The organism is Nocardioides humilatus, assembly GCF_008373755.1.
Lineage (GTDB): Bacteria > Actinomycetota > Actinomycetes > Propionibacteriales > Nocardioidaceae > Nocardioides > Nocardioides humilatus.
Genome location: NZ_VUJV01000007.1, coordinates 78,416 through 102,096 on the forward strand (window position 1 = coordinate 78,416; position 23,681 = coordinate 102,096).

The 23,681-nt window shown below is 69.6% G+C and carries 26 protein-coding genes; 21 read left to right on the plus strand and 5 right to left on the minus strand.

Going from position 1 to position 23,681, the window contains the following annotated elements; genetic code table 11:
* Window position 1: 1 nt before the first annotated feature.
* The 9 genes from F0U44_RS18815 (at window position 2) to F0U44_RS18855 (ending at window position 7,478) form a co-directional block, all read left to right on the plus strand.
* Window positions 2–1,348 carry an MCE family protein gene (locus tag F0U44_RS18815; RefSeq protein WP_149730018.1) on the plus strand — a complete coding sequence of 449 codons (1,347 nt, stop codon included), beginning with the start codon at window positions 2–4 and terminating at the stop codon, window positions 1,346–1,348.
* A complete protein-coding gene (locus tag F0U44_RS18820; protein ID WP_188113558.1) occupies window positions 1,345–2,613 on the plus strand; it encodes an MlaD family protein in 1,269 nt (422 codons plus the stop codon). The genes F0U44_RS18815 and F0U44_RS18820 overlap by 4 nt, the downstream gene beginning before the upstream one ends.
* A gap of 59 nt (window positions 2,614–2,672) precedes the next feature.
* Window positions 2,673–3,272, plus strand: a complete 600-nt coding sequence (locus F0U44_RS18825; protein ID WP_149729916.1) for an Rv1363c family protein — start codon at window positions 2,673–2,675, stop codon at window positions 3,270–3,272.
* Window positions 3,273–3,279: 7 nt separating this feature from the next.
* On the plus strand, window positions 3,280–4,083 hold the full coding sequence (locus F0U44_RS18830) for a hypothetical protein (RefSeq protein ID WP_149729917.1): 804 nt from the start codon (window positions 3,280–3,282) through the stop codon (window positions 4,081–4,083).
* 73 nt (window positions 4,084–4,156) lie between these two features.
* Window positions 4,157–5,134, plus strand: a complete 978-nt coding sequence (locus F0U44_RS18835; RefSeq protein ID WP_246160655.1) for an NAD(P)/FAD-dependent oxidoreductase — start codon at window positions 4,157–4,159, stop codon at window positions 5,132–5,134.
* A gap of 4 nt (window positions 5,135–5,138) precedes the next feature.
* Entirely contained in the window at window positions 5,139–5,606 is a 468-nt protein-coding gene (locus tag F0U44_RS18840; protein ID WP_149729919.1) for a pyridoxamine 5'-phosphate oxidase family protein, read from the plus strand.
* A gap of 11 nt (window positions 5,607–5,617) precedes the next feature.
* Window positions 5,618–5,818 (plus strand): ferredoxin, encoded by a 201-nt coding sequence (locus F0U44_RS18845; RefSeq protein ID WP_149729920.1) that lies wholly within the window; start codon window positions 5,618–5,620, stop codon window positions 5,816–5,818.
* Window positions 5,815–6,711, plus strand: coding sequence for a 3-oxoacyl-ACP reductase (locus F0U44_RS18850; protein ID WP_149729921.1), 897 nt, complete (start codon window positions 5,815–5,817; stop codon window positions 6,709–6,711). The genes F0U44_RS18845 and F0U44_RS18850 overlap by 4 nt, the downstream gene beginning before the upstream one ends.
* Window positions 6,712–6,722: 11 nt before the next feature.
* Window positions 6,723–7,478 (plus strand): glucose 1-dehydrogenase, encoded by a 756-nt coding sequence (locus tag F0U44_RS18855; RefSeq protein WP_149729922.1) that lies wholly within the window; start codon window positions 6,723–6,725, stop codon window positions 7,476–7,478.
* Here F0U44_RS18855 and F0U44_RS18860 read toward each other — a convergent pair.
* Genes F0U44_RS18860 through F0U44_RS18870 form a run of 3 tightly spaced genes read right to left on the minus strand, consistent with a single transcriptional unit; the run spans window position 7,412 to window position 11,396 of the window.
* The gene (locus tag F0U44_RS18860) at window positions 7,412–9,286 is read right to left on the minus strand and encodes an N-acyl-D-amino-acid deacylase family protein (protein WP_149729923.1); all 1,875 of its coding nucleotides are present in this window, start codon (window positions 9,284–9,286) and stop codon (window positions 7,412–7,414) included. The genes F0U44_RS18855 and F0U44_RS18860 overlap by 67 nt on opposite strands.
* Window positions 9,287–9,300: 14 nt before the next feature.
* Complete coding sequence (locus F0U44_RS18865) at window positions 9,301–10,551, minus strand: hypothetical protein (protein ID WP_149729924.1); 1,251 nt, start codon at window positions 10,549–10,551, stop codon at window positions 9,301–9,303.
* Window positions 10,548–11,396, minus strand: a complete 849-nt coding sequence (locus F0U44_RS18870; RefSeq protein WP_149729925.1) for an LLM class F420-dependent oxidoreductase — start codon at window positions 11,394–11,396, stop codon at window positions 10,548–10,550. The genes F0U44_RS18865 and F0U44_RS18870 overlap by 4 nt, the downstream gene beginning before the upstream one ends.
* Before the next feature lie 68 nt (window positions 11,397–11,464).
* Here F0U44_RS18870 and F0U44_RS18875 point away from each other — a divergent pair, with 68 nt between their 5' ends.
* From F0U44_RS18875 to F0U44_RS18915, 9 genes are read left to right on the plus strand one after another with little or no spacing between them, the layout of a single operon-like run.
* A complete protein-coding gene (locus F0U44_RS18875; protein ID WP_149729926.1) occupies window positions 11,465–12,052 on the plus strand; it encodes a TetR/AcrR family transcriptional regulator in 588 nt (195 codons plus the stop codon).
* Entirely contained in the window at window positions 12,052–13,326 is a 1,275-nt protein-coding gene (locus F0U44_RS18880) for a cytochrome P450 (RefSeq protein ID WP_149729927.1), read from the plus strand. The genes F0U44_RS18875 and F0U44_RS18880 overlap by 1 nt, the downstream gene beginning before the upstream one ends.
* Window positions 13,326–14,102, plus strand: coding sequence for an SDR family oxidoreductase (locus F0U44_RS18885; RefSeq protein WP_149729928.1), 777 nt, complete (start codon window positions 13,326–13,328; stop codon window positions 14,100–14,102). Before F0U44_RS18880 ends, F0U44_RS18885 begins: the two co-directional genes overlap by 1 nt.
* Entirely contained in the window at window positions 14,099–15,496 is a 1,398-nt protein-coding gene (locus tag F0U44_RS18890; RefSeq protein ID WP_246160656.1) for a cytochrome P450, read from the plus strand. The genes F0U44_RS18885 and F0U44_RS18890 overlap by 4 nt, the downstream gene beginning before the upstream one ends.
* A complete protein-coding gene (locus F0U44_RS18895; protein WP_149729929.1) occupies window positions 15,493–15,699 on the plus strand; it encodes a ferredoxin in 207 nt (68 codons plus the stop codon). The genes F0U44_RS18890 and F0U44_RS18895 overlap by 4 nt, the downstream gene beginning before the upstream one ends.
* Before the next feature lies 1 nt (window position 15,700).
* Entirely contained in the window at window positions 15,701–16,354 is a 654-nt protein-coding gene (locus F0U44_RS18900; RefSeq protein WP_188113559.1) for a nuclear transport factor 2 family protein, read from the plus strand.
* Window positions 16,351–17,811, plus strand: a complete 1,461-nt coding sequence (locus tag F0U44_RS18905) for an aldehyde dehydrogenase (protein WP_149729930.1) — start codon at window positions 16,351–16,353, stop codon at window positions 17,809–17,811. The genes F0U44_RS18900 and F0U44_RS18905 overlap by 4 nt, the downstream gene beginning before the upstream one ends.
* 25 nt (window positions 17,812–17,836) lie before the next feature.
* Window positions 17,837–18,592, plus strand: a complete 756-nt coding sequence (locus F0U44_RS18910; protein WP_149729931.1) for an SDR family oxidoreductase — start codon at window positions 17,837–17,839, stop codon at window positions 18,590–18,592.
* A gap of 11 nt (window positions 18,593–18,603) precedes the next feature.
* Entirely contained in the window at window positions 18,604–18,987 is a 384-nt protein-coding gene (locus F0U44_RS18915) for a carboxymuconolactone decarboxylase family protein (RefSeq protein ID WP_149729932.1), read from the plus strand.
* 13 nt (window positions 18,988–19,000) lie between these two features.
* Here the strand turns inward: F0U44_RS18915 and F0U44_RS18920 are convergent, their stop codons facing one another.
* Window positions 19,001–19,621 (minus strand): TetR family transcriptional regulator, encoded by a 621-nt coding sequence (locus tag F0U44_RS18920; RefSeq protein WP_149729933.1) that lies wholly within the window; start codon window positions 19,619–19,621, stop codon window positions 19,001–19,003.
* 207 nt (window positions 19,622–19,828) lie between these two features.
* On the opposite strand from F0U44_RS18920, the gene F0U44_RS18925 reads away from it, so the two are divergent.
* From F0U44_RS18925 to F0U44_RS18935, 3 genes are read left to right on the plus strand one after another with little or no spacing between them, the layout of a single operon-like run.
* Window positions 19,829–21,130 (plus strand): glycosyltransferase family 4 protein, encoded by a 1,302-nt coding sequence (locus F0U44_RS18925; protein ID WP_149729934.1) that lies wholly within the window; start codon window positions 19,829–19,831, stop codon window positions 21,128–21,130.
* Window positions 21,117–21,875: a class I SAM-dependent methyltransferase gene (locus tag F0U44_RS18930; RefSeq protein ID WP_149729935.1), complete on the plus strand. Its 759-nt coding sequence runs from the start codon at window positions 21,117–21,119 to the stop codon at window positions 21,873–21,875. Before F0U44_RS18925 ends, F0U44_RS18930 begins: the two co-directional genes overlap by 14 nt.
* The gene (locus tag F0U44_RS18935; RefSeq protein WP_246160657.1) at window positions 21,872–23,041 is read left to right on the plus strand and encodes a prenyltransferase/squalene oxidase repeat-containing protein; all 1,170 of its coding nucleotides are present in this window, start codon (window positions 21,872–21,874) and stop codon (window positions 23,039–23,041) included. The genes F0U44_RS18930 and F0U44_RS18935 overlap by 4 nt, the downstream gene beginning before the upstream one ends.
* On the opposite strand, the gene F0U44_RS18940 is transcribed toward F0U44_RS18935, so the two are convergent.
* On the minus strand, window positions 23,015–23,677 hold the full coding sequence (locus F0U44_RS18940) for a class I SAM-dependent methyltransferase (RefSeq protein ID WP_246160658.1): 663 nt from the start codon (window positions 23,675–23,677) through the stop codon (window positions 23,015–23,017). The genes F0U44_RS18935 and F0U44_RS18940 overlap by 27 nt on opposite strands.
* Between the last annotated feature and the right edge of the window lie 4 nt (window positions 23,678–23,681).

Genomic DNA, 23,681 nt, shown 5'->3' on the forward strand with positions numbered 1-23,681 from the left:
GATGACCAAGCCCGTGCGCTGGTTGCTGGCGAGCGCGCTCGGCGCGACGCTGCTCACCGGGTGCGACTTCGACGGTGCCTACGACCTGCCGCTGCCCGGCTCGCCGGTCGACGCCGACGACGCCTACGAGGTGACAGCGGAGTTCGCGGACGTGCTCAACGTCGTGCCGCGCTCACCGGTGATGGTCGACGACGTCGTCGTCGGCGAGGTGACCGAGGTCGAGCGGACCGGGTGGCACGCCACCGTCACCTTGCGGATCCGCGAGGACGTCGTCCTGCCCGACAACGTCATCGCCGACATCCAGCAGGTGTCGCTGCTGGGCGAGAAGTACGTCTCGCTGGAGGAGCCGACCGAGCAGGAGCCCACGGGCCGGCTGGGCCAGGACGACAAGATCGACCTGGCGAGGACCGGCCGCAACCCGGAGGTCGAAGAGGTCCTCGGAGCGCTGTCGTTCCTGCTCAGCGGCGGCGGGGTGGCCCAGCTCGGCACGATCACCCGCGAAGCCAACATGGTGATGTCGGGCCGGGAGGACCGCCTCAAGGCGCTGCTCGGCTCGCTCGAGGGCGTCGTCGGGACACTCGATGACCAGAAGGTCGACATCATCCACGCGCTGGAGTCGATGAACAACCTGACCGCGACGCTCAACGCCGAGAAGGACGTCATCGGTGACGCGCTCGACGCGGTCGGTCCTGCGATCGACGTACTGGCGGACCAGCACGACGAGCTGATCGACATGCTCGGCGCCCTGCAGGAGCTCGGCCGGGTCGGCACGCGGGTCATCAACGCGAGCAAGGAAGACGTGCTCAAGATGCTCGAGCACCTCTACCCGGTGCTCGACGGCCTCCACCAGGCGGGCCACACGCTAGGCCCCGGTCTCAACCTGCTGATCAGCTTCCCGTTCCCCAAGGCTGCCAACGACATCGTCGAGGGTGACTACGCCGACACGACGATGACGGTGGACCTCAACCTCGACAACCTCCTGCGCGGGATCGGGCTCCCCGACATCAACCTCCCCGACCCGGGCGAGGTGCTCGACGCGGTCGCTCGCTGCCTGCGCAGCGGGAGCCTCACCAGTGCGGCCTGCGCGCAGGTGCTCCAGAGCGCCAACCTCCTGGCCGACCTGAAGCGGCAGTGCCGCAACGACGAGGTCATCCACGACAGCCCGGTGTGCGTGCTGCTCAACGCGCTGCCCGACCTCGATCTCGGCAACCTGCTCGGTCGCGGCGCGGTCAACGGCGTCCGGGGCGGTCTGACCGGCGGTGTCACCGGCCTCTCCGAGGAGCTCGTGCGAGGTGCCGATCCGGCGACCGCCGACGATCCGTCCGACGTCTTGGGGGTGACCACGTGATCAGCCGCGGCGTCCGGGTCCGGCTGGTGGCGTTCGTCATCCTCAGCGCGGTCGGCATCACCTACATCACCGCCACCTACCTCGGCCTGGTCGACCGGGTCACCGGGAGCGGGCACACGATCACCGCCAAGCTCCCCGGCTCCGGCGGCCTCTTCGAGGGCAGCGAGGTGACCTACCGCGGCTTCAAGATCGGCAAGGTCACCAAGATGACCCCGACGACCGAGGGCATCGACATCGAGATGCTCATCGACGAGGACATCAAGCTCCCGACCGACTCTTCGATGCACGTCCACAACCTATCGGCGGTGGGGGAGCAGTACCTCGACTTCCAGCCCGAGGACGAGGACGGTCCCTACGCCAAGGACGGCACCGTCTTCGAGGGTGACGAGTCCTCGCTCCCGGTCGACGAGGCCGACCTCTTGGTCGATCTCAACGACTTCGTCGGCTCGGTCGACAAGGAGAGCCTGCGGGTGCTGGTCAAGGAGCTCGGCACGCTCTTCGGCGACACCGGCCGTGACCTCCAGACGATGCTCGACAGCGGTTCGGCCTTCATCGACGAAGCTGCCGCTCACACCGACGAGACGATTGCGCTGCTGCGCAACGGTCTGACGGTCCTGCGCACCCAGCAGGGACAGCGCGAGAACATCCGCTCCTTCGCCCACGACCTGGCCACGATCACCGCAGCGTTGCGGGGGAGCGACAAGGACCTGCGGACGGTGCTCTCGGCCACGCCCGGCGCGTCGCGCGAGCTCCAGAAGCTGCTGGAGGACCTCGAGCCGACCCTGCCCGTGCTCCTCGGCGACCTCGTCAGCGTCGACCAGATCGTCCTGGCCAACATCGCCGGGCTCGAGCAGCTGCTGGTCACCTATCCGACGCTCATCGCCGGTGGTCCCACCGGGAGCACGCGCGACGGCTACGGTCACATCAACCTGCAGTTCGACTACTCGGTTCCGCCGTGCACCGACGGCTTCTTGCCGCCGAGCCAGTGGCGTGACCCCCAGGACCGGACCGACGCGCCGTACTTCCACGCCAAGTGCAACTCTCCGGCGCCGTACGTGATGCGGGGCCCCAAGTATGTCCCGGCCCGTCGTGGCAACGCCTCGACGCCTCGCGTCTACAGTGGCGCCTACGACCCGGCTACCGGGCTGGTCCCCGGGCTGCGTGATGACGAGGACCGCCAGATGCTGTTCCGGCAGCCGGGGAACTTGTCCGTCCTGGGAGGGGATGCGTGGAAGTGGCTGCTCGTGGGTCCGGTGACCCGTTGACACCTGGCTCGGCCGGGAAGGGAGAAGCGCGCAGCAGGTCCCGTCTGAACCAGGTCCTCGTGGCCGCGGTCGTGGTCTGCGCGCTGACCGTGACCGCCTTGGCGTGGCTGATGGACGAGACCTACGGCAACCGGTCCGACGCGGCCGACACCGACGGCTTCTTCGACCGCATCGGCTCGGTGGTGACGATCGAGCGCCAGAGCGAGGGGAGCGCCCGGGCGGGTGAGGACGTCGGCAACGGCGTCGTCTCCGCGATGGAAGCCGCGCCCGAGGCCGAGCAGGTGCGCACCGCCGACCAGATCGAGGCGGCCACCAAGATGGCCAACGCCTTCCTCAACCTCGACCACGACGAGATCGAGGCCAACATCGAGGCGGTCAAGGCGCTGGCGACCGGCCCGTTCCTCAAGCAGTACACCGCAGCGGCCGCCGACCTGGCCAAGCTGGTCAGGCGGGCCGAGGCCACGCAGACCGGCGAGGTCGAGTGGGCCGGCCTGGTCGCCGGTGACGAGGACAGTGCCACCGTGGTCATCGCGACCAATGGCACGGTCGCCAACAAGGAGACCGACTTCGAACCCGTCGCCCGTACCTACCGGCTCCAGCTCGAGGTCGCCCTCGTCGATGGCCAGTGGTTGACCCGCGACCTCCAGTACGTCAGGTGATCCTCCGATGAGCCGCTCGACCCCCCGCCGTCCGTCGCGCACGACCACGTCGCGACCGCGCAAGATCGCCGGACGTGACGACACCGTCGCCGACGCCGGCGCCGAGACCACGGCGCCTGACACCGACGCGACGTTGCCCAGCGCGCCCAAGAAGCCGGAGCCGGTCGAGCTGACCAAGCCGATCGAGCCGGCGAAGCCGGCGCCGCCCGCCCCGTCGGCGAAGCCGGTCGTCCCGCCGGACGGTCCCTCCGGCCGCACGTCCACCTTGCTGGCCGTGGTCGGCATCTTGGTGCTGCTGCTCGTCCTGCAGTGCGGTTGGTTCATCTGGAGCGCCGTGCGCGACGAAGCCGTCTCCTCGACGCCGTCCAGCACCGAGGACAAGTCGGACGGCCCGATCGCGGTGCCGCCCGGTCGCCCGGTCGTGCTCAACGAGGTCTCGGTCCAAGGTGGCGTGGAGGCCGCGGCTGCGGCCGCACAGGTGATGTTCGCCCGCAACTGGAAGACCTACGACGAAGGGGTCGATGACGCGGTCGCGCTGATGACCGAGGACTTCGGCGCTGAGTTCAAGACGACCGCCGAGGACGTCAAGGCGGAGTTCGTCCGCAAGAAGACCGAGGTCCAGGTCCGGGTCGTCGCCCAGAGCGTCGTGCGGGCCAACGAGACCACCCTCGAGGCGCTGATCTTCCTCAACCAGTACGTCTTCCGTGGCGAGGGCAAGGACGGCACCTCGACCTACACGCCCTATCGGGCGCTGATGACCATGGTCCACACCGACACCGGCTGGCTGGTCGACGGAGTCGACACCAAATAGGTCGGCACCCAACTACGAAGACGGAGGGTGGGACATGCCCCACGAAGAAGTAGAACACGTTACAGTTTCTTCCGTGGAGCATGACCTGGTCATCGTGGGCGCCGGCCCGACCGGGCTGTTCGCTGCCTACTACGCGGGCTTCCGTGGCCTGCGGGTAGCGGTCGTCGACTCGCTGCCGGAGCTCGGCGGCCAGATCACGGCGATGTATCCCGAGAAGGCGATCCTCGACGTCGCTGGCTTCCCCAACGTCAAGGGCCGCGACCTGGTCGCGGGACTGGTGGAGCAGGCCGCGGCGGCATCGCCGACGTACTTGCTCGACCGGACGGCCACGACGCTCGAGCACGACGCCGACGGCGTCACGCTCGGCCTCGACGACGGCAGCTCGGTGCGTGCGAAGGTCATGATCATCACGGCGGGCATCGGCAAGTTCAGCCCCCGACCGCTCCCGGCCGGTAGCGAGTGGCTGGGGCGCGGTGTTGAGTTCTTCGTGCCGAGCTTCGAGCCGTACGTCGGCAAGGACGTCCTCATCGTCGGCGGTGGCGACAGCGCCTTCGACTGGGCACTGCACCTCGAGCCGGTCGCCAACTCCGTGACCCTCGTGCACCGACGCGACGCCTTCCGGGCCCACGCCCGCACGGTGGAGCAGGTGCGCGCATCCTCGGTGGAGATCATCACCAAGGCCGAGGTCACCGCCCTGCGCGACGCCGCCGGCGGGCACGAGGGAGCCCTCGCCGAGGTGGAGATCACCGTTGACGGCGAGGCCACGACCCGCAAGACCCAGGCGGTCGTCGCCGCGCTCGGTTTCATCGCCGACCTCGGCCCGCTGCAGCAGTGGGGCATCGAGACCGTGAAGCGACACCTGGTCGTCGACTCGTCCATGCGGACCAACCTCGACCGCGTTTTCGCCGCGGGCGACATCACCGACTACCCCGGGAAGGTCCGGTTGATCGCGGTCGGCTTCGGCGAGGCGGCCACCGCCGTCAACAACGCCGCCGTCGTCATCGACCCGTCCGCGCACGTCTTCCCCGGACACTCCTCGGAAGGATCCTGAACCCATGGCCAGTGGACGCGACGCGGTCAAGCTGACGGACGCGGAGGTGACCGAGCTCCTCGGGGAGAACCTCAAGGTGCAGGTCGCGAGCAACGGCCCCGACGGCGTGCCGCACCTGACGACGCTGTTCTACATCGTGCGCGACGGCAAAATCGCGTTCTGGACCTACGGTCGCAGCCAGAAGATCCTCAACCTCGAGCGCGACCCGCGGGTCACTGCGCTCGTCGAGGACGGGGTCGACTACTTCGAGCTGCGGGGCGTCTCGATCCAGGGCAAGGCCGAGATCGTGCGCGACTACGACGCCATCTTCTCGATCGGCTCGGAGGTCGCGACCCGGATGCTCAATGCCGAGTCCTTCGAGGCGCTCGGGGACTTCGGCCGGGAGACCGTCGAGAAGCAGGCACAAAAGCGCGTGGCCGTGATCATCCACCCCGATCATGTCGCCACCTGGGACCACCGCAAGATGGTGTGAGGAGACAAGAAATGAAGATCAAGGTCGACTTCGACCTCTGCGAGTCCAACGCGATGTGCGAGGCGCTCGCCCCCGACGTGTTCGAGCTGGACGACGACGACTTCCTGCAGCTCAACACCGACGACGTGACCGCCGAGAACGAGCAGCGCGTCCGGCAGGCCGCTGCCGCGTGCCCGCGCGCCGCCATCTTCTTGGTGGAGGACGGCGAGTGAGCACGGATCTCGACGGCAAGGTCGCGATCGTCACCGGTGCCGGAGCGGGTCTGGGGCGCGCCGAGGCGCTGGCCCTCGCCGACGCCGGCGCGCGGGTCGTCATCAACGACCTGCCCGGTGCGGGCGAGGAGGTCGCGGAGGAGATCCGCAGCCGTGGTGGCGAGGCGACGGTCGTCGCCGGCGACGTCAGCCAGCGGGAGACCGCTGACGCGATGGTCGCTGCCGCTGTCGACGGTTTCGGCAGTCTCGACATCGTCGTCAACAACGCCGGGATGACGCGCGACCGGATGCTCTTCAACATGGCCGATGAGGAGTGGGACGCCGTTATCGCGGTGCACCTCCGGGGTCACTTCTTGCTGAGCCGCAACGCGGCGTCCTATTGGCGGGGCAAGTCGAAGGAGTCGGGGGCTGCCGTCTACGGCAGCGTCATCAACACGGCGTCCGAGGCCTTCCTCGGCGGCTCCCCGGGCCAGCCCAACTACGCCGCGGCCAAGGCCGGCATAGCCGCCCTGACTCTCTCGACGGCGCGGGGTCTGTCGCGGATCGGCGTGCGCGCCAACGCGATCTGCCCGCGCGCCCGCACGGCCATGACGGCCGACGTCTTCGGTGAGGACCAGTCCGGCCAGGCGGTTGATCCCTACTCGCCCGACCACGTCGCGCCGCTCGTCGCCTACCTGGCCTCACCGGCGGCCGAGCGGGTGACCGGGCAGGTTTTCGTCGTCTACGGCGGCATGGTGGCCGTGGTCGCCGCACCTGTCGTGGCGCAGCGGTTCGACGCCTCCGGCGACCTCTGGACGCCGGATGACCTCGACAAGCAGCTCGGCGGCTACTTCGCCGACCGCGACCCCTCCGACGGCTTCGCCGCGGACTCGATCATGCAGCTCACGGTTTAGAAGGACTCGAAATGGGACGTCTCGACAACAAGGTCGCCATCGTCACCGGCGGCGCGATGGGACAGGGTGCGGAGATCGCGCGCGCCTACGTGGCCGAGGGGGCCAAGGTCGTCATCGCCGACGTGGCGAAGGAGGCCGGCCAGGCGCTCGCCGATGAACTGGGCGCCAACGCACACTTCGCCCACCACGACGTGAGCGACGCGGCCTCCTGGGCGACCCTCGTCGAGGACACCAACGAGCGGTTCGGTCCGGTCAACGTGCTGGCCAACAACGCGGGCCTGCTGCGGTTCGGGCGGATCGAGGACATGCCCCTCGAGGAGTTTCAGCTCCTGGTCAACGTCAACCAGATCGGCGTCTTCCTCGGCATGCAGGCTGTCGCGCGCACCATGCGCAAGAACGGCGGCGGTTCGATCATCAACGCCTCCTCGGTGGAGGGCTTGGCCGGGATGCCGTCGTGCACGGCCTACGCCGCCACCAAGTGGGCGATCCGCGGCATGACCAAGTGCGCGGCGATGGAGCTCGGCCCGAAGAAGATCCGGGTCAATTCGGTGCACCCCGGCATGATCGACACCCCGATGACGCGGGTGCACGGCGGCGACGCTGCGATGGAGTTCGGTGCGTCCAAGGTGCCGCTGCGCCGCGTCGGCACGCCCGAGGACATCGCTCCGGTCTACGTGTTCCTCGCCAGCGACGAGGCGTCCTACATCAACGGCGCGGAGATCGCGGTCGACGGGGGAGTGACCTCCACCCACGCGTTCGGCGCCTGAGCCTCCGCGGTCTGGGCCAGGGTCTCAGCCGCCACCGGGTTGGCCTGGCCGGCCCGGAGGAAGACGCCGGTACGACGGCGGCCGACCAGCTCGGTCGGCTCGCCGTCGAGGAAGACCGGCTCACCGCCGACGAACACTGCTGCGACGGTGGCGTCGTTGCGGTTGACCATGCGCGCCAGGCCGCCGTACTCCGGCGCCGGAGCCTCGTGGTAGTCCTCCAGCGAGCTGTCGAGGCGCTCGGGGTCGAGGACCATCAGGTCCGCCCGGTCGCCCTCGCGGATCCGGCCGGCGTCGAGGTCGTACCACTCGGCGAGCTCGCCGGTGAGCCGGTGCACCGCCTGCTCGGCCGTGAGGAACGGCTGGCCGGCGCGCTCGGCGTCGCGCACGTGCTTGAGCAGGCGTAGGCCGAAGTTGTAGAACGCCATGTTGCGCAGGTGGGCGCCGGCGTCGGAGAAGCCCATCTGGACGCCCTTCTCCTGGGCGATCTTGCGCAGCACCTTGGGTCGGTGGCCCGAGATCGTGGTGCGCCAGCGGATGTCGGTGCCGTGCTCGAGCACGAGGTCGAGGAACGCATCGACAGGGTGGGCGCCGCCGCGCTCGACGCCGACCTGGCCGAAGGACTTGCCGATCACCGAGGCGTCGGGACACGCCACGATCTCGGCGTCGAAGAAGTCGCGGTGCCACACGCGGGGGCCGTACTTCGACTCGTAGTCCTTGCGGAAGCGGGTGCGGTAGGCGGGGTCGCGCATCAGCTCGTCGCGGGCCAGCTTCTCGGAAAGGTGGAGGGCCTGGGCGCCCGAGCCGAACTCCTCGAAGATCACCAGGTCGATGCCGTCGGCGTAGACCTCGAACGGCACCGGCAGGTGCTGCCAGCGGAAGTCGGCGTCGAGACGGTTGACGGTGCCGGCCAGGCCGCGCATCAGGTGGATGACGAACGGGATCGCCTTGATGTCCGCGGCCGAGAGCAGGCTGGTCTTGAGCGGCTTGCGTCGCGGCCCTCCGATTGAGGCCAACGCCTGCAGCAGGATCGTGTGGGGGTGGGAGGCGTCCGGGCCGGCCTGGATGACGCGGCCGCGCTCGCGCAAGACCTTGCGGAGCCTGCGCATCTCGCGGCCCTTGGCGTAGGTCGACGGCAGGGTCCGTGAGCGGCACCGGTCGCCGTCGAGCTTGTCGAAGAGCAGCTGCTGGGCCGACATGCCGACGAACCCGGCATCGAGGGCCTCGGTCAGCCACTGCTCCATCTGCGCCTGCTCCGCGGCGCTCGGGCGCACTTCGGGCCGGGTCGCGCGGTCGAGCCCCATCGTCGCCGTCCGCAGGTCGGAGTGGCCGACGAAGGCCGCGAGGTTGGGTCCGAGGGCAAGCCGCTCGAGGGCGTCGACGTAGTCGCTCGCGGACGACCAGTCCGCCGATTGTCGAGCGGCCGTGAGGTGGTCGATCACGTGTCGCCGCGGGATCGCCTCGACGCGCCCGAACAGGTCGCCCGCGTCGACCGGGTCGACGTGGACCGTCGAGAGCGAGCACGAGCCCAGCAGGATCGTCGTGACTCCGTGGCGCAGGGACTCGGTCAGGCCCGGCCCTCGCAGCACCTCGACGTCGTAGTGCGTGTGGATGTCGACCATGCCCGGCAGGACCCAGCGGTCGGTCGCGTCGATGACGCGCGGGCACCCGGTCTCGTCGAGCGGCGCGGCGGACACGGCGGCCACCCGGCCGTCGCGGATGCCGACGTCGCGGATCGGCGCTGGCGCGCCGGTGCCATCGAAGTAACGGCCGTTGCGCAGGATCGTGTCGAACGGGCGAGCATCGGTCATGGGGTGACCCTTCCTCAGACGGGGCTGATGGGCAACGACCGGCGGGTCTCGAACGCGAAGTCGGTGCCCGTGCTGAACTTCACCACGGCGACCTCCTTCGCCTCGGGTGCGGCCTCGGCGGAGCGCACGACGGTCAGCGACCAGCCGTCGCCCTCGGCGTCGACGCGGACGTCGAGGTGCGGGTCGAGCGCCTGGACCGTTGCCGCCAGGGCGCCGGTCCACGCGGGGCCGCAGAGCGAGATCCACGCGGCGTCGTCGTGCGCCGGCGACCGGCGTACGACGAGGCGCCCGTCGGCCTCGAAGGTGGAGTCGACGTAGGCGCTCGGGTTGAGCAGCGGGTGGAGGGCGAGGACCCGGCGGGCGCCGTCCTCGTCGAGGCTGATCCGCAACGCACGGGCGATCCGCATCGCGGCGACGCCGGCGAGGCCGGTGAGCTGCTGGCGGCGGATCCGGGTGAGCTGCTCGCCGTCGGCGCAGCGCTTCTCCAGCGCCAGCACGAACGCCCGGTCGAGGAGGTGCATCTGCAGGCACACCTCCTCAGCGATCCGGACCAGCGCCGAGTGCGAGAAGGCGGTGAAGTCGAGGTCGCTGACGAGCGGCCCGGTGTAGTCGCCGGCGCCCTCGTCCGCCGGGTCGATCGGCGTCAGCGCCAGGGTGGCTGCTCGCGAGGCCTCGTTGACCGCGAGGGCGGGGATGCCCTCGGCCTCGGGGTAGGACTCGTCGATGATCACGGTCCAGGCGCAGTGGGGGCTCCGGTCGGCCGCCATCTCATCGACACTGCGGGGTGGGCGGTGGATCGGCCGGACCTGCGCCTTCGGGTTCGACGCGATCGCCGTGGCGTCGAACGTCGGGTCCTCGATGTCGTGGCACATGCCCTTGACGTAGTCGGGCCCCATCGGTTCGACGTCCATCAGCGCGCCGCAGTGGTCGAGGTGGAACTCGCCGTGCCACGGGTCGTGCACCGTGTAGCGGAAGTCCATGAACTGCGGGGGAGCACCGATGTCGAGCTGGAGCCCCTTGAAGATGGTGATGACGTCGCCCTGACCCGGCGCCGCGGGCGCGTAACCGAGCGCCTGCTGCATCCGCCGGGTGTAGATCGGGCTCGCGGCGGCCCACTCCTCGATGGCGATCTGGAGCATCTCGTCGCGGCCGAACTCCGAGATGCACCACGCCATCCCGGAGCGGTCGATCAGCTGCCCGATGAGGAGCAGCTCGGGCACCAGGGCCGCCAGCTCCTCCCGGGTCAGGTCGGCATAGCTGCTCATGTGGCGAGGCCGAGGCGGGTGGACATCTTGTCCAGGTAGGTGAGCACCGCGTCCTTCTCGGAGTCGGGGACGCCCCAGATCAGCTCGGAGGCGCCGGCGGCCATCCAGTCCGCGAAGTCCTCGGCAGTCGGCTTCTTGGCGACCAGGATCCTGATGTCGGGCTCGCCCTCGCGGCCCGCGTCGGCCCAGGCCTTGCGGAGCTTGTCCGCGTTGGCGGCCACGTCGCTCGTGGTGGGGGTGGTCATCCAGCCGTCGGCGTTGCGGGCGATCCACTCGAAGGTCTTCGGCCCGGCGCCGGCGCCGATGATGACCGGCACGCGTCCCTGCGGGGGCTTGGGGTAGGCCCAGGACGGTCCGAACGAGACGAACTCGCCGTCGTACGCCGCGTCCTCCTGGGTCCACAGGGCCCGCATGGCCTCGAGGTACTCGCGCAGGACGGTGCGGCGCTTGTCGGCCGGGACGTGGTGGTCGGTCAGCTCGTCGGTGTTCCAGCCGAAGCCCGCGCCGATGGTGACCCGGCCGCCGGACAGGTGGTCGAGCGTCGCGATGGTCTTGGCGAGGGTGATCGGGTCGGACTCCACGGGGAGGGCGACGGCGGTCGACAGGCCGATCCGCTTCGTGACGGCCGCGCACGTGGCGAGCGAGACCCACGGGTCGAGCGTGCGCAGGTAGCGGTCGTCGGGCAGCTCCTCGCCGCCGGTCGGGTGCAGCGCGTCGCGGCGCACCGGGATGTGGGTGTGCTCAGGCACGTAGATGGTGTCGAAGCCGCGGTCCTCCGCGGCGACGGCGAGCTCGGCCGGCGTGATGCCGCGGTCAGAGGTGAAGAGAACGATCCCATTGCGCATACGACCAGAATAAGAACACGTTCTAGATATGTCTTGCGTGGTCACGAATTGTCTCCTATGTTGGACACATGTCCAGCCAAGTGTCCGAGGTGCCGCGACGCGGCCTCAACGCGCGTCAGGTCGACACGGTCGAGAAGCTGCTCGCCGCGGGGCTCGAGGAGCTGCGTGCCGTTGGCCACGACACGCTCACCGTGCGGACGGTCGCCCAGCGGGCCGGCGTGTCGCCCGCGACGGCCTACACCTACCTCGCGTCGAAGAACCACCTCTTCGCCGAGCTCTTCTGGCGCCACCTCGCCGACGCGGAGCCCCCGGACGCACCCTCAGGCGCGACCGCGGTCGTGCGGGTTCAGGCGACGGTCCGCGCGCTGACTGCCCGGATCGTGGAGGAGCCGACCCTCGCCGCGGCGGTGACCCCCGCGCTGCTCGGGACCGACCCCGACGTCGAGCGGCTGCGCCTGCGGATCGGCGGCGAGTTCGTGAGTCGCTTCGAGGAAGCCCTCGCCGAGCCCGGCCGACCGGCTGACCCGGCCGTGCTGGAGGTCTTGGTGCTCACCTTCTCCGGCGCACTGCTCCAGGCGGGCATGGGACTGATGACCTACGACCAGATGGCCGAGCGACTCGTGTCGGCCGTCGACGTGATCCTGCGAGGCAACTGATGACCGTTGTGTCCACCGACTCCGACGGGTCGGGCGCTGTCGAGGCGCTCCACTTCGACCCCTACGACTACCACTTCCACGAGGACCCCTACCCGACCTACCGGCGGCTGCGCGACGAGGCGCCCGTGCACCACGCCGTCGACGACGACATCTGGGTGATCTCCCGGCACGCCGACGTCTTCGCCGCACTGCGGGACGACGAGACCTTCTCCAACCGGATGGGGGTCTCCCTCGACGCCACGGCGTGGAGCCCGGATGCCCACCGCGTCATGTCCTTCCTCGGGCTCGACGGCGCCGAGCAGAGCCGGGTCCGCAAGCTCGTGTCGGCCGCCTTCACGCCGCGCCGGGTCCGTGAGCTCACGCCCGAGGTCGAGTCGCTCACCGCGCGCTACCTCGCCTCGACCTTGGCGACCAACGCCGAGCAGGGCGAGGCCGACTGGATCCGCGACTTCGCCGGCAAGCTCCCCATGGACGTCATCTCCGAGATGATGGGCGTGCCGGTGCCCGACCGCGACGAGGTACGACGCCTCGCCGATCTCGTGGTCCACCGCGAGGACGGTGTCCGGGACGTGCCGCAGGCCGGCATGGAGGCGTCCATCGAGCTGATGACCTACTACTCCGACATGGTCAAGCAGCGTCGGCGGCAGTCGACCGATGACCTGACGTCCGCGCTGATCGCGGCCGAGGTCGAGGGGGAGAAGCTCCGCGACGGCGAGATCATGGCCTTCCTCTTCCTGATGGTGGTCGCGGGCAACGAGACGACGACCAAGCTGCTCGGCAACGCGCTCTTCCACCTCTCGGCCCACCCTGACCAGCGCACCGAGGTCCTGGCGGGTGGCGCGGATGCGTCCCGAGAGCCCGCGCTCGTCGTCCCGTGGATCGAGGAGACGCTGCGCCACGACACCTCGAGCCAGATGCTCGCGCGCTACGTCGTCGCCGACACCGAACTGGGCGGCGTCACCATCCCCGGCGGGTCGAAGGCGCTGGTGCTCCTCGGCTCGGCCAACCGCGACGAGCGCGTGTTCACCGACCCCACGCGGTTCGACATCCACCGCGACAAGAGCGAGCTCAGCCAGATCCTCAGCTTCGGCACGGGTCGGCACTTCTGCCTGGGCGCCAACCTCGCGCGGCTGGAGGCCAAGGTCGTGCTCGCGGAGCTGGTGCGCCGGGTCGATCACTTCGAGGTCCATGCCGACCGGGCGGTCCGGGTCCACTCCACCAGCGTGCGGGGGTTCGCCTCGCTGCCGGTCACGTTTGTCGAGCGGAGCGTTTGATGGCCAAGTACGAGCAGCCGACCCGTCGCCCGGCCGTGGTCGCGGGCGCGTCGTCGGGGATCGGCGCGGAGACCGCGCTGGCGCTGGCCGCCGCTGGCTATCCGGTCGCCCTCGGCGCGCGCCGGGTCGACCGCTGCGAGGAGCTGGCGGCGCAGATCCGCGCCGACGGGGGAGAGGCGGTCGCCCACGCGCTCGACGTCTCATCCGACGAGGCCGTCGCCGACTTCGCCGCGAAGGCTGCTGCCGACCTGGGCGACATCGAGGTCGTCATCAGCAACGCCGCGCTCATCGGTCCGGGCGGTCTGCTCGAGACCGACAGCGAGCGGCTCGCCCGCGAGGTCGACGTCAACCTGCTCGGCCCGCACCGGCTGGTCCGCGCCTTCGTCCCCGGGATGGTCGAGCGTCGCCGTGGCGACATCGTCTTCGTCTCCTCCGACGTCGCCGTGCGTCCGCGCCCCTTCATGGGCGGCTACAGCGCGACCAAGGCCGGCCTCGAGGGACTCGTCGGAGCCCTGCAGATGGAGCTCGAGGGCAGCGGCGTGCGAGCGTCCGTCGTACGCCCGGGACCGACGTGGAGCGAGATGGGCATGGACTGGGACGCCGATGCGGCCGCCAAGGTCCTCAACTCATGGATCAAGTTCGGCCAGGCGCGCCACTCCCACTTCCTCAAGGCCCGCGCCATCGCGGACGCCATCGCCACCGTCGTCAGCGCGCCTCGGGGCGTCCACCTGAGCCCTGTCGACGTCAACCCCGAAGCACCTCTGGAGGAGCAGTGACCACCATCTCGCCAGGATCGATGACCGCGATCCCCGAGGTCTCGACGGTTCTCGACGACCAGAGCCCCGAGGTCCCCGCGATCATCAAGGGCACCGGGCACCTTCCCGAGATGCGGGTCGACCCGATCCGGCTCTTCCACCGGGTGCGGGAGGAGTGCGGTGACATCGGCCGGTTCCGCCTCGCGGACAAGCAGGTCGTCCTCGTCACCGGTGCCGACGCCAACGAGGCGTTCTTCCGGGCTCCCGAGCACGTGCTCGACCAGGCCGCGGCCTACCCGTTCATGACCCCGATCTTCGGCAAGGGCGTCGTCTTCGACGCCTCGCCCGAGGAACGCCAGCAGATGCTGAAGAACCAGGCGCTGCGCGGCGACATGATGCGCGGCCACGCGCAGACCATCGAGGCGGAGATCCGCCGGATGGTCGCCGACTGGGGCGACGAGGGCGAGATCGACCTGCTCGACTTCTTCGCCGAGCTGACGATCTACACCACGTCCTCGTGCCTGATCGGCAAGCCGTTCCGCGACCAGCTCGACGGCTCGTTCGCCGAGATCTACCACCGGCTCGAGCACGGCACCGACGCGATCGCCTACGTCGACCCCTACGCCGACATCGAGAACTTCCGGGTGCGCGACGAGGCCCGCGAGCAGCTGGTCGCGAAGGTGCAGGCCATCCTCGACGCCCGCATCGCGCGCGGCGAGGTGCCGCGTGAGGAGCGCGACCTCCTCGACGTGCTGATCGCTGTCGGCATGGATGCCGACTACATCACCGGCATCTTCATCTCGATGATGTTCGCCGGCCACCACACCTCCTCGGGCACCGCGTCGTGGGCGATGATCGAGCTGCTGCGCCATCCCGGCGTGATGGCCGACGTCGTCGATGAGCTCGACGAGCTCTACGCCCCCGACGCCGACGGCACTGCTCCCGAGGTCTCCTTCCAGGCCCTGCGCTCGATCCCGGTGCTCGAGTCCGCGCTCAAGGAGACGCTGCGGCTGCACCCACCGCTCGTCATCTTGATGCGCCTGGTCCAGGAGGACTTCGACCTGCTGGGCCACACGATCCCGGCCGGCACCGTGCTCGCCGCGTCGCCGCGCGTCTCCAACCGGATCGAGGACGACTTCCCGAAGGCCGACGAGTTCGACCCGGGGCGCTACGTCGACCCGCGCCAGGAGGACCTGCAGAACCGGTGGACCTGGATCCCGTTCGGTGCCGGCAAGCACCGCTGCGTCGGCAACGCCTTCGCGATGATGCAGATGAAGGCGATCTTCTCGGTCATCCTGCGGGACTTCGAGTTCGAGGCCGTGCAGCCGCTCGACTCCTACCAGGACGACGTCACCAAGATGGTGATCCAGCTCGCCCAGCCCGCCAAGGTGCGCTACCGCCGGAGGCAGCGATGAGCAGCTACCGGGTCGTCGCCGACACCGCCATCTGCCAGGGTCACCAGCTCTGCCAGGGGGAGGCCCCCGACGTCTTCGGTTTCGACGAGGACGCCGACGTCGTCCGCCTGCTCGACGAGCACCCCGACGAGTCGCAGCGGGCAGCTGTGACGACTGCCGTGAAGTACTGCCCTGCTTTCGCACTTTCGATTGAAGAGGACTGAGATGGTTTCGACGAGCTCAACCGCCGGAGCGCTGACCCGGGCCGAGATCGAGGAGTTCTGGGACTCCTGGCTCGACGTCAACCGCCGCGCCGAGCAGAGCGGCGACTGGCGCGTGATGGCCGAGTGGTACGCCGAGGACGCCACCTACGGCTGGATGTACAGCCACGACGAGCACTTCATGGCCGTCGGTCGCGACCAGATCCGCGACTGGGCGATCGGCATCGAGATGGACGGCTTCGACGGCTGGCACTACGACTACGTCTGCACGATGATCGACGAGCAGAAGTCCATGGTGCTGGGCTTCTGGAAGCAGAAGTCCGGGATCACCAACGACGAGACCGGTGGGGAGTACGAGATCCTGGGCATCGGCGGCTCGTGGTTCGGGGTCGAGCGGCAGACCTCCGGAGCGGACGCCGGGCAGATCAAGATCGCCTGGCAGCGGGACTGGTTCGACATGCCGTCGACCACCCACACGTTCATGGAGATCCTCAAGGCCGACAAGGCCTCCGAGACCCTGCTGAAGCGGATGTCGGTGTTCGGACACGGGGTGCCCGGGCACTACCACCTCAAGGACATCCCCTCGACCGTCTGGCCGCCACCCGTGGAGGCCGGCGACTACGTCACCCAGGCTCCCGCGCCGGAGGTGTCGGCATGACCGCCCTCCCTCCCGCTGCCCAGCAGCTGATCGACGGCAAGCTCGTCGCGGCATCCGACGGGTCGTCGTACCCGATCCTCAACCCGGCCACGGGCGAGGAGATCGGCCACGCGCCCGACGGCACCGCTGCCGACATGGAGGCGGCCATCGGTGCCGCCCGCCGCGCCTTCGACGAGTCGACCTGGTCCACCGACCGCGACCTGCGGGTGCGCTGCCTGCGGCAGCTCCACCAGGCGCTGCTCGACAACGCCGATGCGTTCCGAGCGCTGACCACCGCCGAGGTCGGGATGCCGGGCTTCATGATGATGGCCGCCGGCTTCGACGTGCCGGTGGACGGCCTCAAGTGGGTCACCGACCTGGCAGAGACCTATGAGTTCGAGTCCGACCTCGGGGTCGCCTCGCCGATGGGCATCCGGTCGCGCCGGACCGTGCGCCGCGAACCTGTCGGTGTCGTCGCCGCGATCACGCCGTGGAACGTGCCGACCCAGATCAACCTCGCCAAGATCGGCCCGGCGCTCGCTGCGGGGTGCACGGTCGTGCTCAAGCCCGCGCCGGACACCCCGTGGGTCGCCGCCGAGCTGGGGCGTCTGATCGCCGAGCACACCGACATCCCGGCGGGCGTCTTCAACGTCGTGACGCCGCGATCCAACGATGTGGCGGCCCTGCTGACCACCGATCCGCGGGTCGACATGGTCTCCTTCACCGGCTCGACCAGCGTCGGCAAGGCGATCATGGCCGCGGCAGCGCCGACCCTGAAGAAGGTCTTCCTCGAGCTCGGTGGCAAGTCCGCCGCGATCGCTCTCGACGACGCCGACGTCGCCGCGGTCGCGGGAGGCACCGCGTTCGCCGCCTGCATCCACGCCGGCCAGGGGTGCGCGATCACGACTCGGCTGATCGTCCCGCGGGACAAGTACGACGAGGCGGTGCAGGTCGCCGCCGCGACCATGGAGTCGATCGGGGCCAAGGACCCGGCCGACCCCGGCGCGATCTGCGGCCCGGTGATCTCGGCCGTGCAGCGGGAGCGGGTGGCGGCGTACTTCGACATCGCCCGCGCCGAGGGTGGCACCTTCGCCACCGGCGGCGACATCATCGACCAGCCCGGCAACTGGATCCAGCCGACCGTCGTCGCGGGTCTCGACAACTCCTCGCGCCTGGCGCAGGAGGAGATCTTCGGACCGGTCCTGGTCGTCATTCCGCACGACGGTGACGACGACGCGGTCCGCATCGCCAACGAATCGGCGTACGGGCTCTCGGGCTCCGTCGACTCCGCCGACCTCGAGCGCGCGAAGGCGGTTGCCCGCCGGATCCGCACCGGGACCCTCGCCGTCAACGGCGGCGTGTGGTTCAGCCCCGACGCACCCTTCGGCGGCTACAAGCAGTCCGGCCTCGGCCGCGAGATGGGCGTGGCCGGCTTCGAGGAGTACCTCGAGATGAAGACCATCGCCGAGCCGGCCTGATCCTCCCCAAGAACTGGAGAAAGACATGAGCAACCGTTTCGAGAACAAGGTCGTCGTCGTCACCGGCGCGGCGCAGGGGATCGGCGAGGCCTACGCCCGGGCGCTGGCCAGTGAGGGCGCCGCGGTCGTGGTCGCCGACATGAACGAGGAGTCGGGCGCCAAGGTCGCCGCGTCGATCAACGAGGGGGGCGGCCGCGCGATCTTCGTGTCCTGCGACGTCTCCTCGGCCAGCTCGGCCGAGGCGTTGGTCGCGCGCGTGGTCGAGGAGTACGGCGGCATCGACCACCTCGTCAACAACGCGGCCATCTACGGGGCGATGGAGTTCAACCTGCTGATCTCCGTCGACTGGGACTACTACAAGAAGTTCATGAGCGTGAACCTCGACGGGGCGCTCGTCATGACCCGCGCGATCTATCCCGAGATCGCCAAGCGCGGCGGGGGAGCGATCGTCAACCAGAGCTCGACGGCCGCTTACCTCTACTCGGGCTTCTACGGCCTGGCGAAGGCGGCGACCAACAGCCTCACTCAGCAGCTCGCCCACGAGCTCGGTGGCCAGGGCATCCGGGTCAACGCGATCGCACCGGGCCCGGTCGCCACCGAGGCCACGAGGATCCAGGCCGGCGACGCCGCCAAGGACATCGTGCGCAACTCGCTCGCCATCAAGCGGATGGGCGAGGTCGGCGACATGGTCGGCGCCCTGCTCTTCCTGCTCTCCGACGACGCGTCGTGGGTCACCGGCCAGGTGCTGCCGGTCGACGGCGGCCAGACCTTCCGGCTGTAGGGGGAGACCTGATGGGCAAGTTCGACGACCTCCCCGAGACCCGACGCAAGGGCCTGGAGAAGATGGAGGAGGTCTACGGCTTCGACATGAGCGACGGCGAGGGCGACTTCTTCCGCTACACCGCCGACCACCTGTTCGCCGACATCTGGAACCGTCCCGGCCTGTCCAACCGCGACCGGCGGCTGTTCCTCATCGGCATGCTCGTCGGCCAGCGCGCCAACGACGTGCTGGGCATCCAGGTCCCGGCAGCGCTGAAGAACGGCGAGCTCGACGAGGACGCCCTGCGCGAGCTGGTGATCCTCGCCTGCCACTACGACGGCTGGCCCAACGGCTCCCGGATGAACGCGGTGGTGGAGGACGCGATCGGCAAGGCGAAGCGTGCTGCGGGTTCCTGACCCGTTCCTGGGGTCAGCGCAGGATGAGGCGGACCGCGGTCTCCATGTGGGACGCGGTCTCCGGGGCGGACTGACGTCCGGTGACCCACGCCATCAGGGCGGAGAGCCAGACGTCACCGATCACGCGAGCGAGGGTGACGTCCTCGTCGGTGATGGCGTCCTTGTCGACCGCGCCGCCGTGCATGGCGTGGGTGACGATCGTCGTCATGGACATGCCGACCGCGTGGATCTCGTTGGCCACCGTGCTGTCGGCGAACATGAAGGCGCGGGTCAGGGCCTCGGTGAGCTTGGGGTCACCCTGCATGCCGCGGGTCAGGCGCTTGAGCACGTAGAGGACCCGCTCCGCCGGGGTGTCGCCCGGGATCTCGCGGTCGTTGAGCTTGGCCTGGGAGTCCTCGAACTGCCGGTCCAGCGCCGAGACGAGCAGGTGGATCTTCGAGGGGAAGTAGCGGTAGAGCGTGCCGAGGGCTACGTCGGCCTGCTCGGCGACAGCGCGCATCTGGACGGCATCGAAGCCGCCGTCCTTCGCCAGGTCGTAGGTGGCGTCGAGGATCCGCTTGCGGCGGTCGCGCTGAGCGGCGCTGCCGGCGGTGTCGGAACGCTCGTCGGTGCTGAGCGAGTTGGCGGTGGTCACGACGGTCTCCCCTGTAGACGTCGGAGGAGTCGGGTGTGCGTCACGTCACTGGAATGGCACACCCGAGCCCCCTTGTTCAGTTCATCGGCCTCCGCCCGCGAATCTCGCGGGCGGAACCCAGGAATATAGGCTACTCGTACGTAACCCATAATAGGAACACGTTCTAGGTTGTGTCGGCCCATCCGGCATCACGGAGAAGGAGTCGGCATGCGGATCGCGATGCTGTCCTATCGCAGCAAGCCCCACGTGGGCGGGCAGGGCATCTACATCCGACGGTTGAGCCGCGAGCTCGTGGCGCTCGGCCACACCGTCGAGGTCTTCTCCGGGCAGCCCTACCCGGAGCTCGACGAGGGCGTCGTCCTCACCAAGGTGCCGAGCCTCGATCTCTACCGACCGGGTGACGAGTTCCGCAACCCGCGCCCCAGCGAGTACCGCGACCTCATCGACGTCGAGGAGTGGCTCCGCATGCGCAGCGGTGCTTTCCCCGAGCCCATCACGTTCGCCAAGCGCGTGGTCAAGCTGCTCAAGGCACGCCGCGACGACTTCGACATCGTCTTCGACAACCAGACCCTGGCGACGCCGATCCTCGAGGTCGAGCGTCACGGGCTGCCGCTGGCCTCGACGATCCACCACCCGATCACCATGGACCGCGCTATCGAGCTCGAGGTCGCGCCGTGGTTCCGCCGGAAGTCGAAGGGCTCGCGCAAGCGGTTCACCCTTCCCGTCGAGTTCCCGAAGATCGGCGTCTGGCGCTGGTACTCCTTCCTCAACGAGCAGAAGAAGACCGCGCCCCAGCTGCGCCAGGTCCTCGTGCCGTCCGAGTCGTCCAAGCGCGACGTCGCGCGTGAGTTCGGCGTCGACCCGGCCCGCATCGAGACGATCCTGCTCGGCGTCGACGACCGCTTCAGCGCGCCGACCCAGCCGCGGGTGAAGGGCCGGATCCTCGCCATGGCGAGCGCCGACGCCCCGCTGAAGGGCATCCACATCCTGCTGGAGTCCTTCGCGAAGCTGCTCACCGAGCGCGAGCTCGAGCTGGTCTTGGTGACCAAGCCCAAGGAGGGCGGCGTCACCGAGAAGCTCATCGAGAAGCTCGGCATCTCCGAGCACGTGAGCTTCGCCAACGGCCTCACCGACGACGAGCTCGTGGCCCTGATGGGCTCCGCCGAGCTCGCGTGCGTCCCGTCGCTCTACGAGGGCTTCTCGTTGCCGACCGCGGAGCTGATGGCCTGCGAGACCCCGCTCGTCGTCTCCCGTGCCGGCGCCATCCCGGAGGTCGTCGGCCCCGACGGTCTCTGCGCCGACGTGGTCGAGCCCGGCGACGTGGGTGCGCTGGCGCACGCCGTGGGTGCGCTGCTCGACGACCCGGAGCGGCGCGCGCGCATGGGCGCCGCGGGCCGCCAGCGGGTGTTGGACCTGTTCAGCTGGTCGGCCGTCGCGGTGAAGACCGCCGCCGTCCTCGAAGACGTGATCGTGCAGTACCAGGAGGAGCACAGCGATGCTGACCGTTGATTTCGACCGACTCGGCCTCAAGCCGGGTGACCGCGTCCTCGACATGGGTGCCGGTGCCGGCCGCCACAGCTTCGAGATGTACCGCCGCGGCGCCGACGTCATCGCGTTCGACATGGACGCCGACGAGCTCGAGAACGTGCGCAACCTCTTCGCCGCGATGAAGGAGGCGGGCGAGGTGCCGGAGGGCGCCGAGGCCGACGTCAAGCAGGGCGACGCGCTCGCGCTGCCTTTCGCCGACGACGAGTTCGACCGGATCGTCGCCGCCGAGGTCCTCGAGCACATCTGGGAGGACGTCGCTGCCATCAAGGAGCTCGTCCGCGTGCTCCGTCCCGGCGGCACCCTGGCGATCTCGGTGCCGCGCTGGCTGCCCGAGGTCATCAACTGGAAGCTGTCAGCGGACTACCACAACGCCGAGGGCGGCCACATCCGCATCTACACCGACCACGAGCTCGTCGACAAGGTCACCAAGGGCGGTCGTCCCAACGACGGCACCCCCGGTGACGCGATGGTCTTCGAGGGCAAGGGCTACGCCCACGGCCTCCACTCGCCGTACTGGTGGATCAAGTGCGCGGTCGGCGTCGAGAACGACAAGCACCCGCTCGCGAAGGCCTATCACCAGCTCCTGGTCTGGGAGATCATGAAGCAGCCCAAGGCCCTGCAGCTCGCCGGCAAGGTGCTCGACCCGATGATCGGCAAGAGCATGGTGCTCTACTTCCGCAAGCCGGAGTCGGTGGAGCCCCGGTGACCCAGGAGATCTCCATCCTCGGCCTCGAGGTCCCGCTGGCGCGGCTTCCGTACGTCGACGGGGTGCTCAGCGCTGTCGAGATCGCTGAGACCGCAGCGTCGATCGCGGCCATGCAGGAGCCCTGCGGAGCGATCCCGTGGACGGTCGGCGAGCACGTCGACATCTGGAACCACGTCGAGGGCGCGATGGCGCTGCTCGTCGGCGGCCAGGTGGCCGCCGCGGAGCGCGCCTATGCGTGGATCCCGACGATGCAGCGCGCCGACGGTTCCTTCCCGATGAAGATGGTCAACGGCGAGGTCGACGACGACCGTGGCGAGGTCAACATGTCGGCCTACTTCGCCGTCGGCCTGTGGCACCACTGGCTGGTCCGTCGGGACATCCGGTTCGTCGAGCGTTACTGGCCCTCGGTGCGCGCGGCCCTCGACTGGGTCGTGTCGCTGCAGGACCCGTTCGGCGGCATCCGCTGGACCCCGGTCGACGACTACTGCCTGCTCACTGGCAACTCATCGATCTACCACTCGCTCCGGGCCGGCGTCGCGCTCGCCGACCTGATGGACGACCCCCAGCCCGAGTGGGAGCTCGCCGGCGGGCGGCTCGGCCACGCGCTGCGGGTCCACCGCGACCTGTTCGCCGACAAGAGCAAGTACTCGATGGACTGGTACTACCCCGTCCTCGGCGGTGCCGTGCGCGGCCGCGACGCGTTCGAGCTGCTCGAGACCCGGTGGGACGACTTCGTCGTGCCCGGCCTCGGCATCCGCTGCGTCGACACCAACCCGTGGGTCACCGGTGCAGAGACCTGCGAGCTCGCGATGGCGCTCGACACCCTCGGCGACCACCGTCGGGCCCGTCAGCTGTTCGCCGACATGCAGCACCTGCGCGGCGAGGACGGCAAGTACTGGACCGGCTGGGTCTACGGCGACTCGTCGCAGTCCGCCGAGGTCGTCAACGTCGACGGGGAGCTCGAGCCGCGCAACGTGCACTGGCCCGACGAGCACACCACCTACACGGCGGCCGCGGTGATCCTCGCCGCCGACGCGCTGGGGGAGACCCTCGGCCACAGCACCCCGGGCTCCGGGATCATGCGCGGCACCTCGCTGGCGCCGCACTTCCAGGAGATCGCCCTGGAGTGCGACTGCAGCTCAGAGAGCCTCGCCGGCCGCGCCTGAGGTGCGCCGCAACACCCGCATCGAACCGACAGCGTCGACCTCCTCGAAGGCGCCGCTGGCGAGAGCCGGCAGGTAGATCAGCTCGTACGGCGGCCGCCCGCCCTTCGCAGGGTCCGGGAAGACGTCGTGGATGGCGAACAGGCCGCCGCGCATCACCCAGTGGGCCCAGCCGGCGAAGTCGTCGCGCGCGGGCTGCTCGCCGTGGCCGCCGTCGATGAAGAGCAGGCTGAGCGGGGTGCGCCAGTGGGCGGCGACGGTCGTCGACTGGCCCACGATGGCCACGACCTGGTCCTCGAGGCCGGCGCGGGCGATGTTCTTGCGGAACTGGCCCAGGGTGTCCATGAGGCCGAACTCGGGGTCGACGACGCTGGTGTCGTGGTGCTCCCAGCCGGCCTGGTTCTCCTCCGAGCCGCGGTGGTGGTCGACCGTGAAGACCACGCTGTTGCCACCCGCCTCGCGAGCAGCAGCGCCCAGGTAGATGCCGGACTTGCCGCAGTAGGTCCCGACCTCGAGCGCGGGGCCGTGGGGAAGACGCTCCCGCGCGACGCGGTGGAGCAGCTCACCCTCGTCGGGGGGCATGAACCCCTTCGCGGCCAGCGCGTGCTCGAGCAGGTCGGGCGGCATCGTGTCGGTCACGGGC

Excerpts from the sequence above, each read along its gene's own strand:
- F0U44_RS18815 (WP_149730018.1), top strand. The coding sequence starts at position 2 with ATGACCAAGCCCGTGCGCTGGTTGCTGGCGAGCGCGCTCGGCGCGACG.
- F0U44_RS18830 (WP_149729917.1), top strand. The coding sequence starts at position 3,280 with ATGAGCCGCTCGACCCCCCGCCGTCCGTCGCGCACGACCACGTCGCGA.
- F0U44_RS18840 (WP_149729919.1), top strand. The coding sequence starts at position 5,139 with ATGGCCAGTGGACGCGACGCGGTCAAGCTGACGGACGCGGAGGTGACC.
- F0U44_RS18845 (WP_149729920.1), top strand. The coding sequence starts at position 5,618 with ATGAAGATCAAGGTCGACTTCGACCTCTGCGAGTCCAACGCGATGTGC.
- F0U44_RS18855 (WP_149729922.1), top strand. The coding sequence starts at position 6,723 with ATGGGACGTCTCGACAACAAGGTCGCCATCGTCACCGGCGGCGCGATG.
- F0U44_RS18860 (WP_149729923.1), bottom strand. The coding sequence starts at position 9,286 with ATGACCGATGCTCGCCCGTTCGACACGATCCTGCGCAACGGCCGTTAC.
- F0U44_RS18865 (WP_149729924.1), bottom strand. The coding sequence starts at position 10,551 with ATGAGCAGCTATGCCGACCTGACCCGGGAGGAGCTGGCGGCCCTGGTG.
- F0U44_RS18870 (WP_149729925.1), bottom strand. The coding sequence starts at position 11,396 with ATGCGCAATGGGATCGTTCTCTTCACCTCTGACCGCGGCATCACGCCG.
- F0U44_RS18875 (WP_149729926.1), top strand. The coding sequence starts at position 11,465 with ATGTCCAGCCAAGTGTCCGAGGTGCCGCGACGCGGCCTCAACGCGCGT.
- F0U44_RS18880 (WP_149729927.1), top strand. The coding sequence starts at position 12,052 with ATGACCGTTGTGTCCACCGACTCCGACGGGTCGGGCGCTGTCGAGGCG.
- F0U44_RS18885 (WP_149729928.1), top strand. The coding sequence starts at position 13,326 with ATGGCCAAGTACGAGCAGCCGACCCGTCGCCCGGCCGTGGTCGCGGGC.
- F0U44_RS18895 (WP_149729929.1), top strand. The coding sequence starts at position 15,493 with ATGAGCAGCTACCGGGTCGTCGCCGACACCGCCATCTGCCAGGGTCAC.
- F0U44_RS18900 (WP_188113559.1), top strand. The coding sequence starts at position 15,701 with ATGGTTTCGACGAGCTCAACCGCCGGAGCGCTGACCCGGGCCGAGATC.
- F0U44_RS18905 (WP_149729930.1), top strand. The coding sequence starts at position 16,351 with ATGACCGCCCTCCCTCCCGCTGCCCAGCAGCTGATCGACGGCAAGCTC.
- F0U44_RS18910 (WP_149729931.1), top strand. The coding sequence starts at position 17,837 with ATGAGCAACCGTTTCGAGAACAAGGTCGTCGTCGTCACCGGCGCGGCG.
- F0U44_RS18915 (WP_149729932.1), top strand. The coding sequence starts at position 18,604 with ATGGGCAAGTTCGACGACCTCCCCGAGACCCGACGCAAGGGCCTGGAG.
- F0U44_RS18925 (WP_149729934.1), top strand. The coding sequence starts at position 19,829 with ATGCGGATCGCGATGCTGTCCTATCGCAGCAAGCCCCACGTGGGCGGG.
- F0U44_RS18930 (WP_149729935.1), top strand. The coding sequence starts at position 21,117 with ATGCTGACCGTTGATTTCGACCGACTCGGCCTCAAGCCGGGTGACCGC.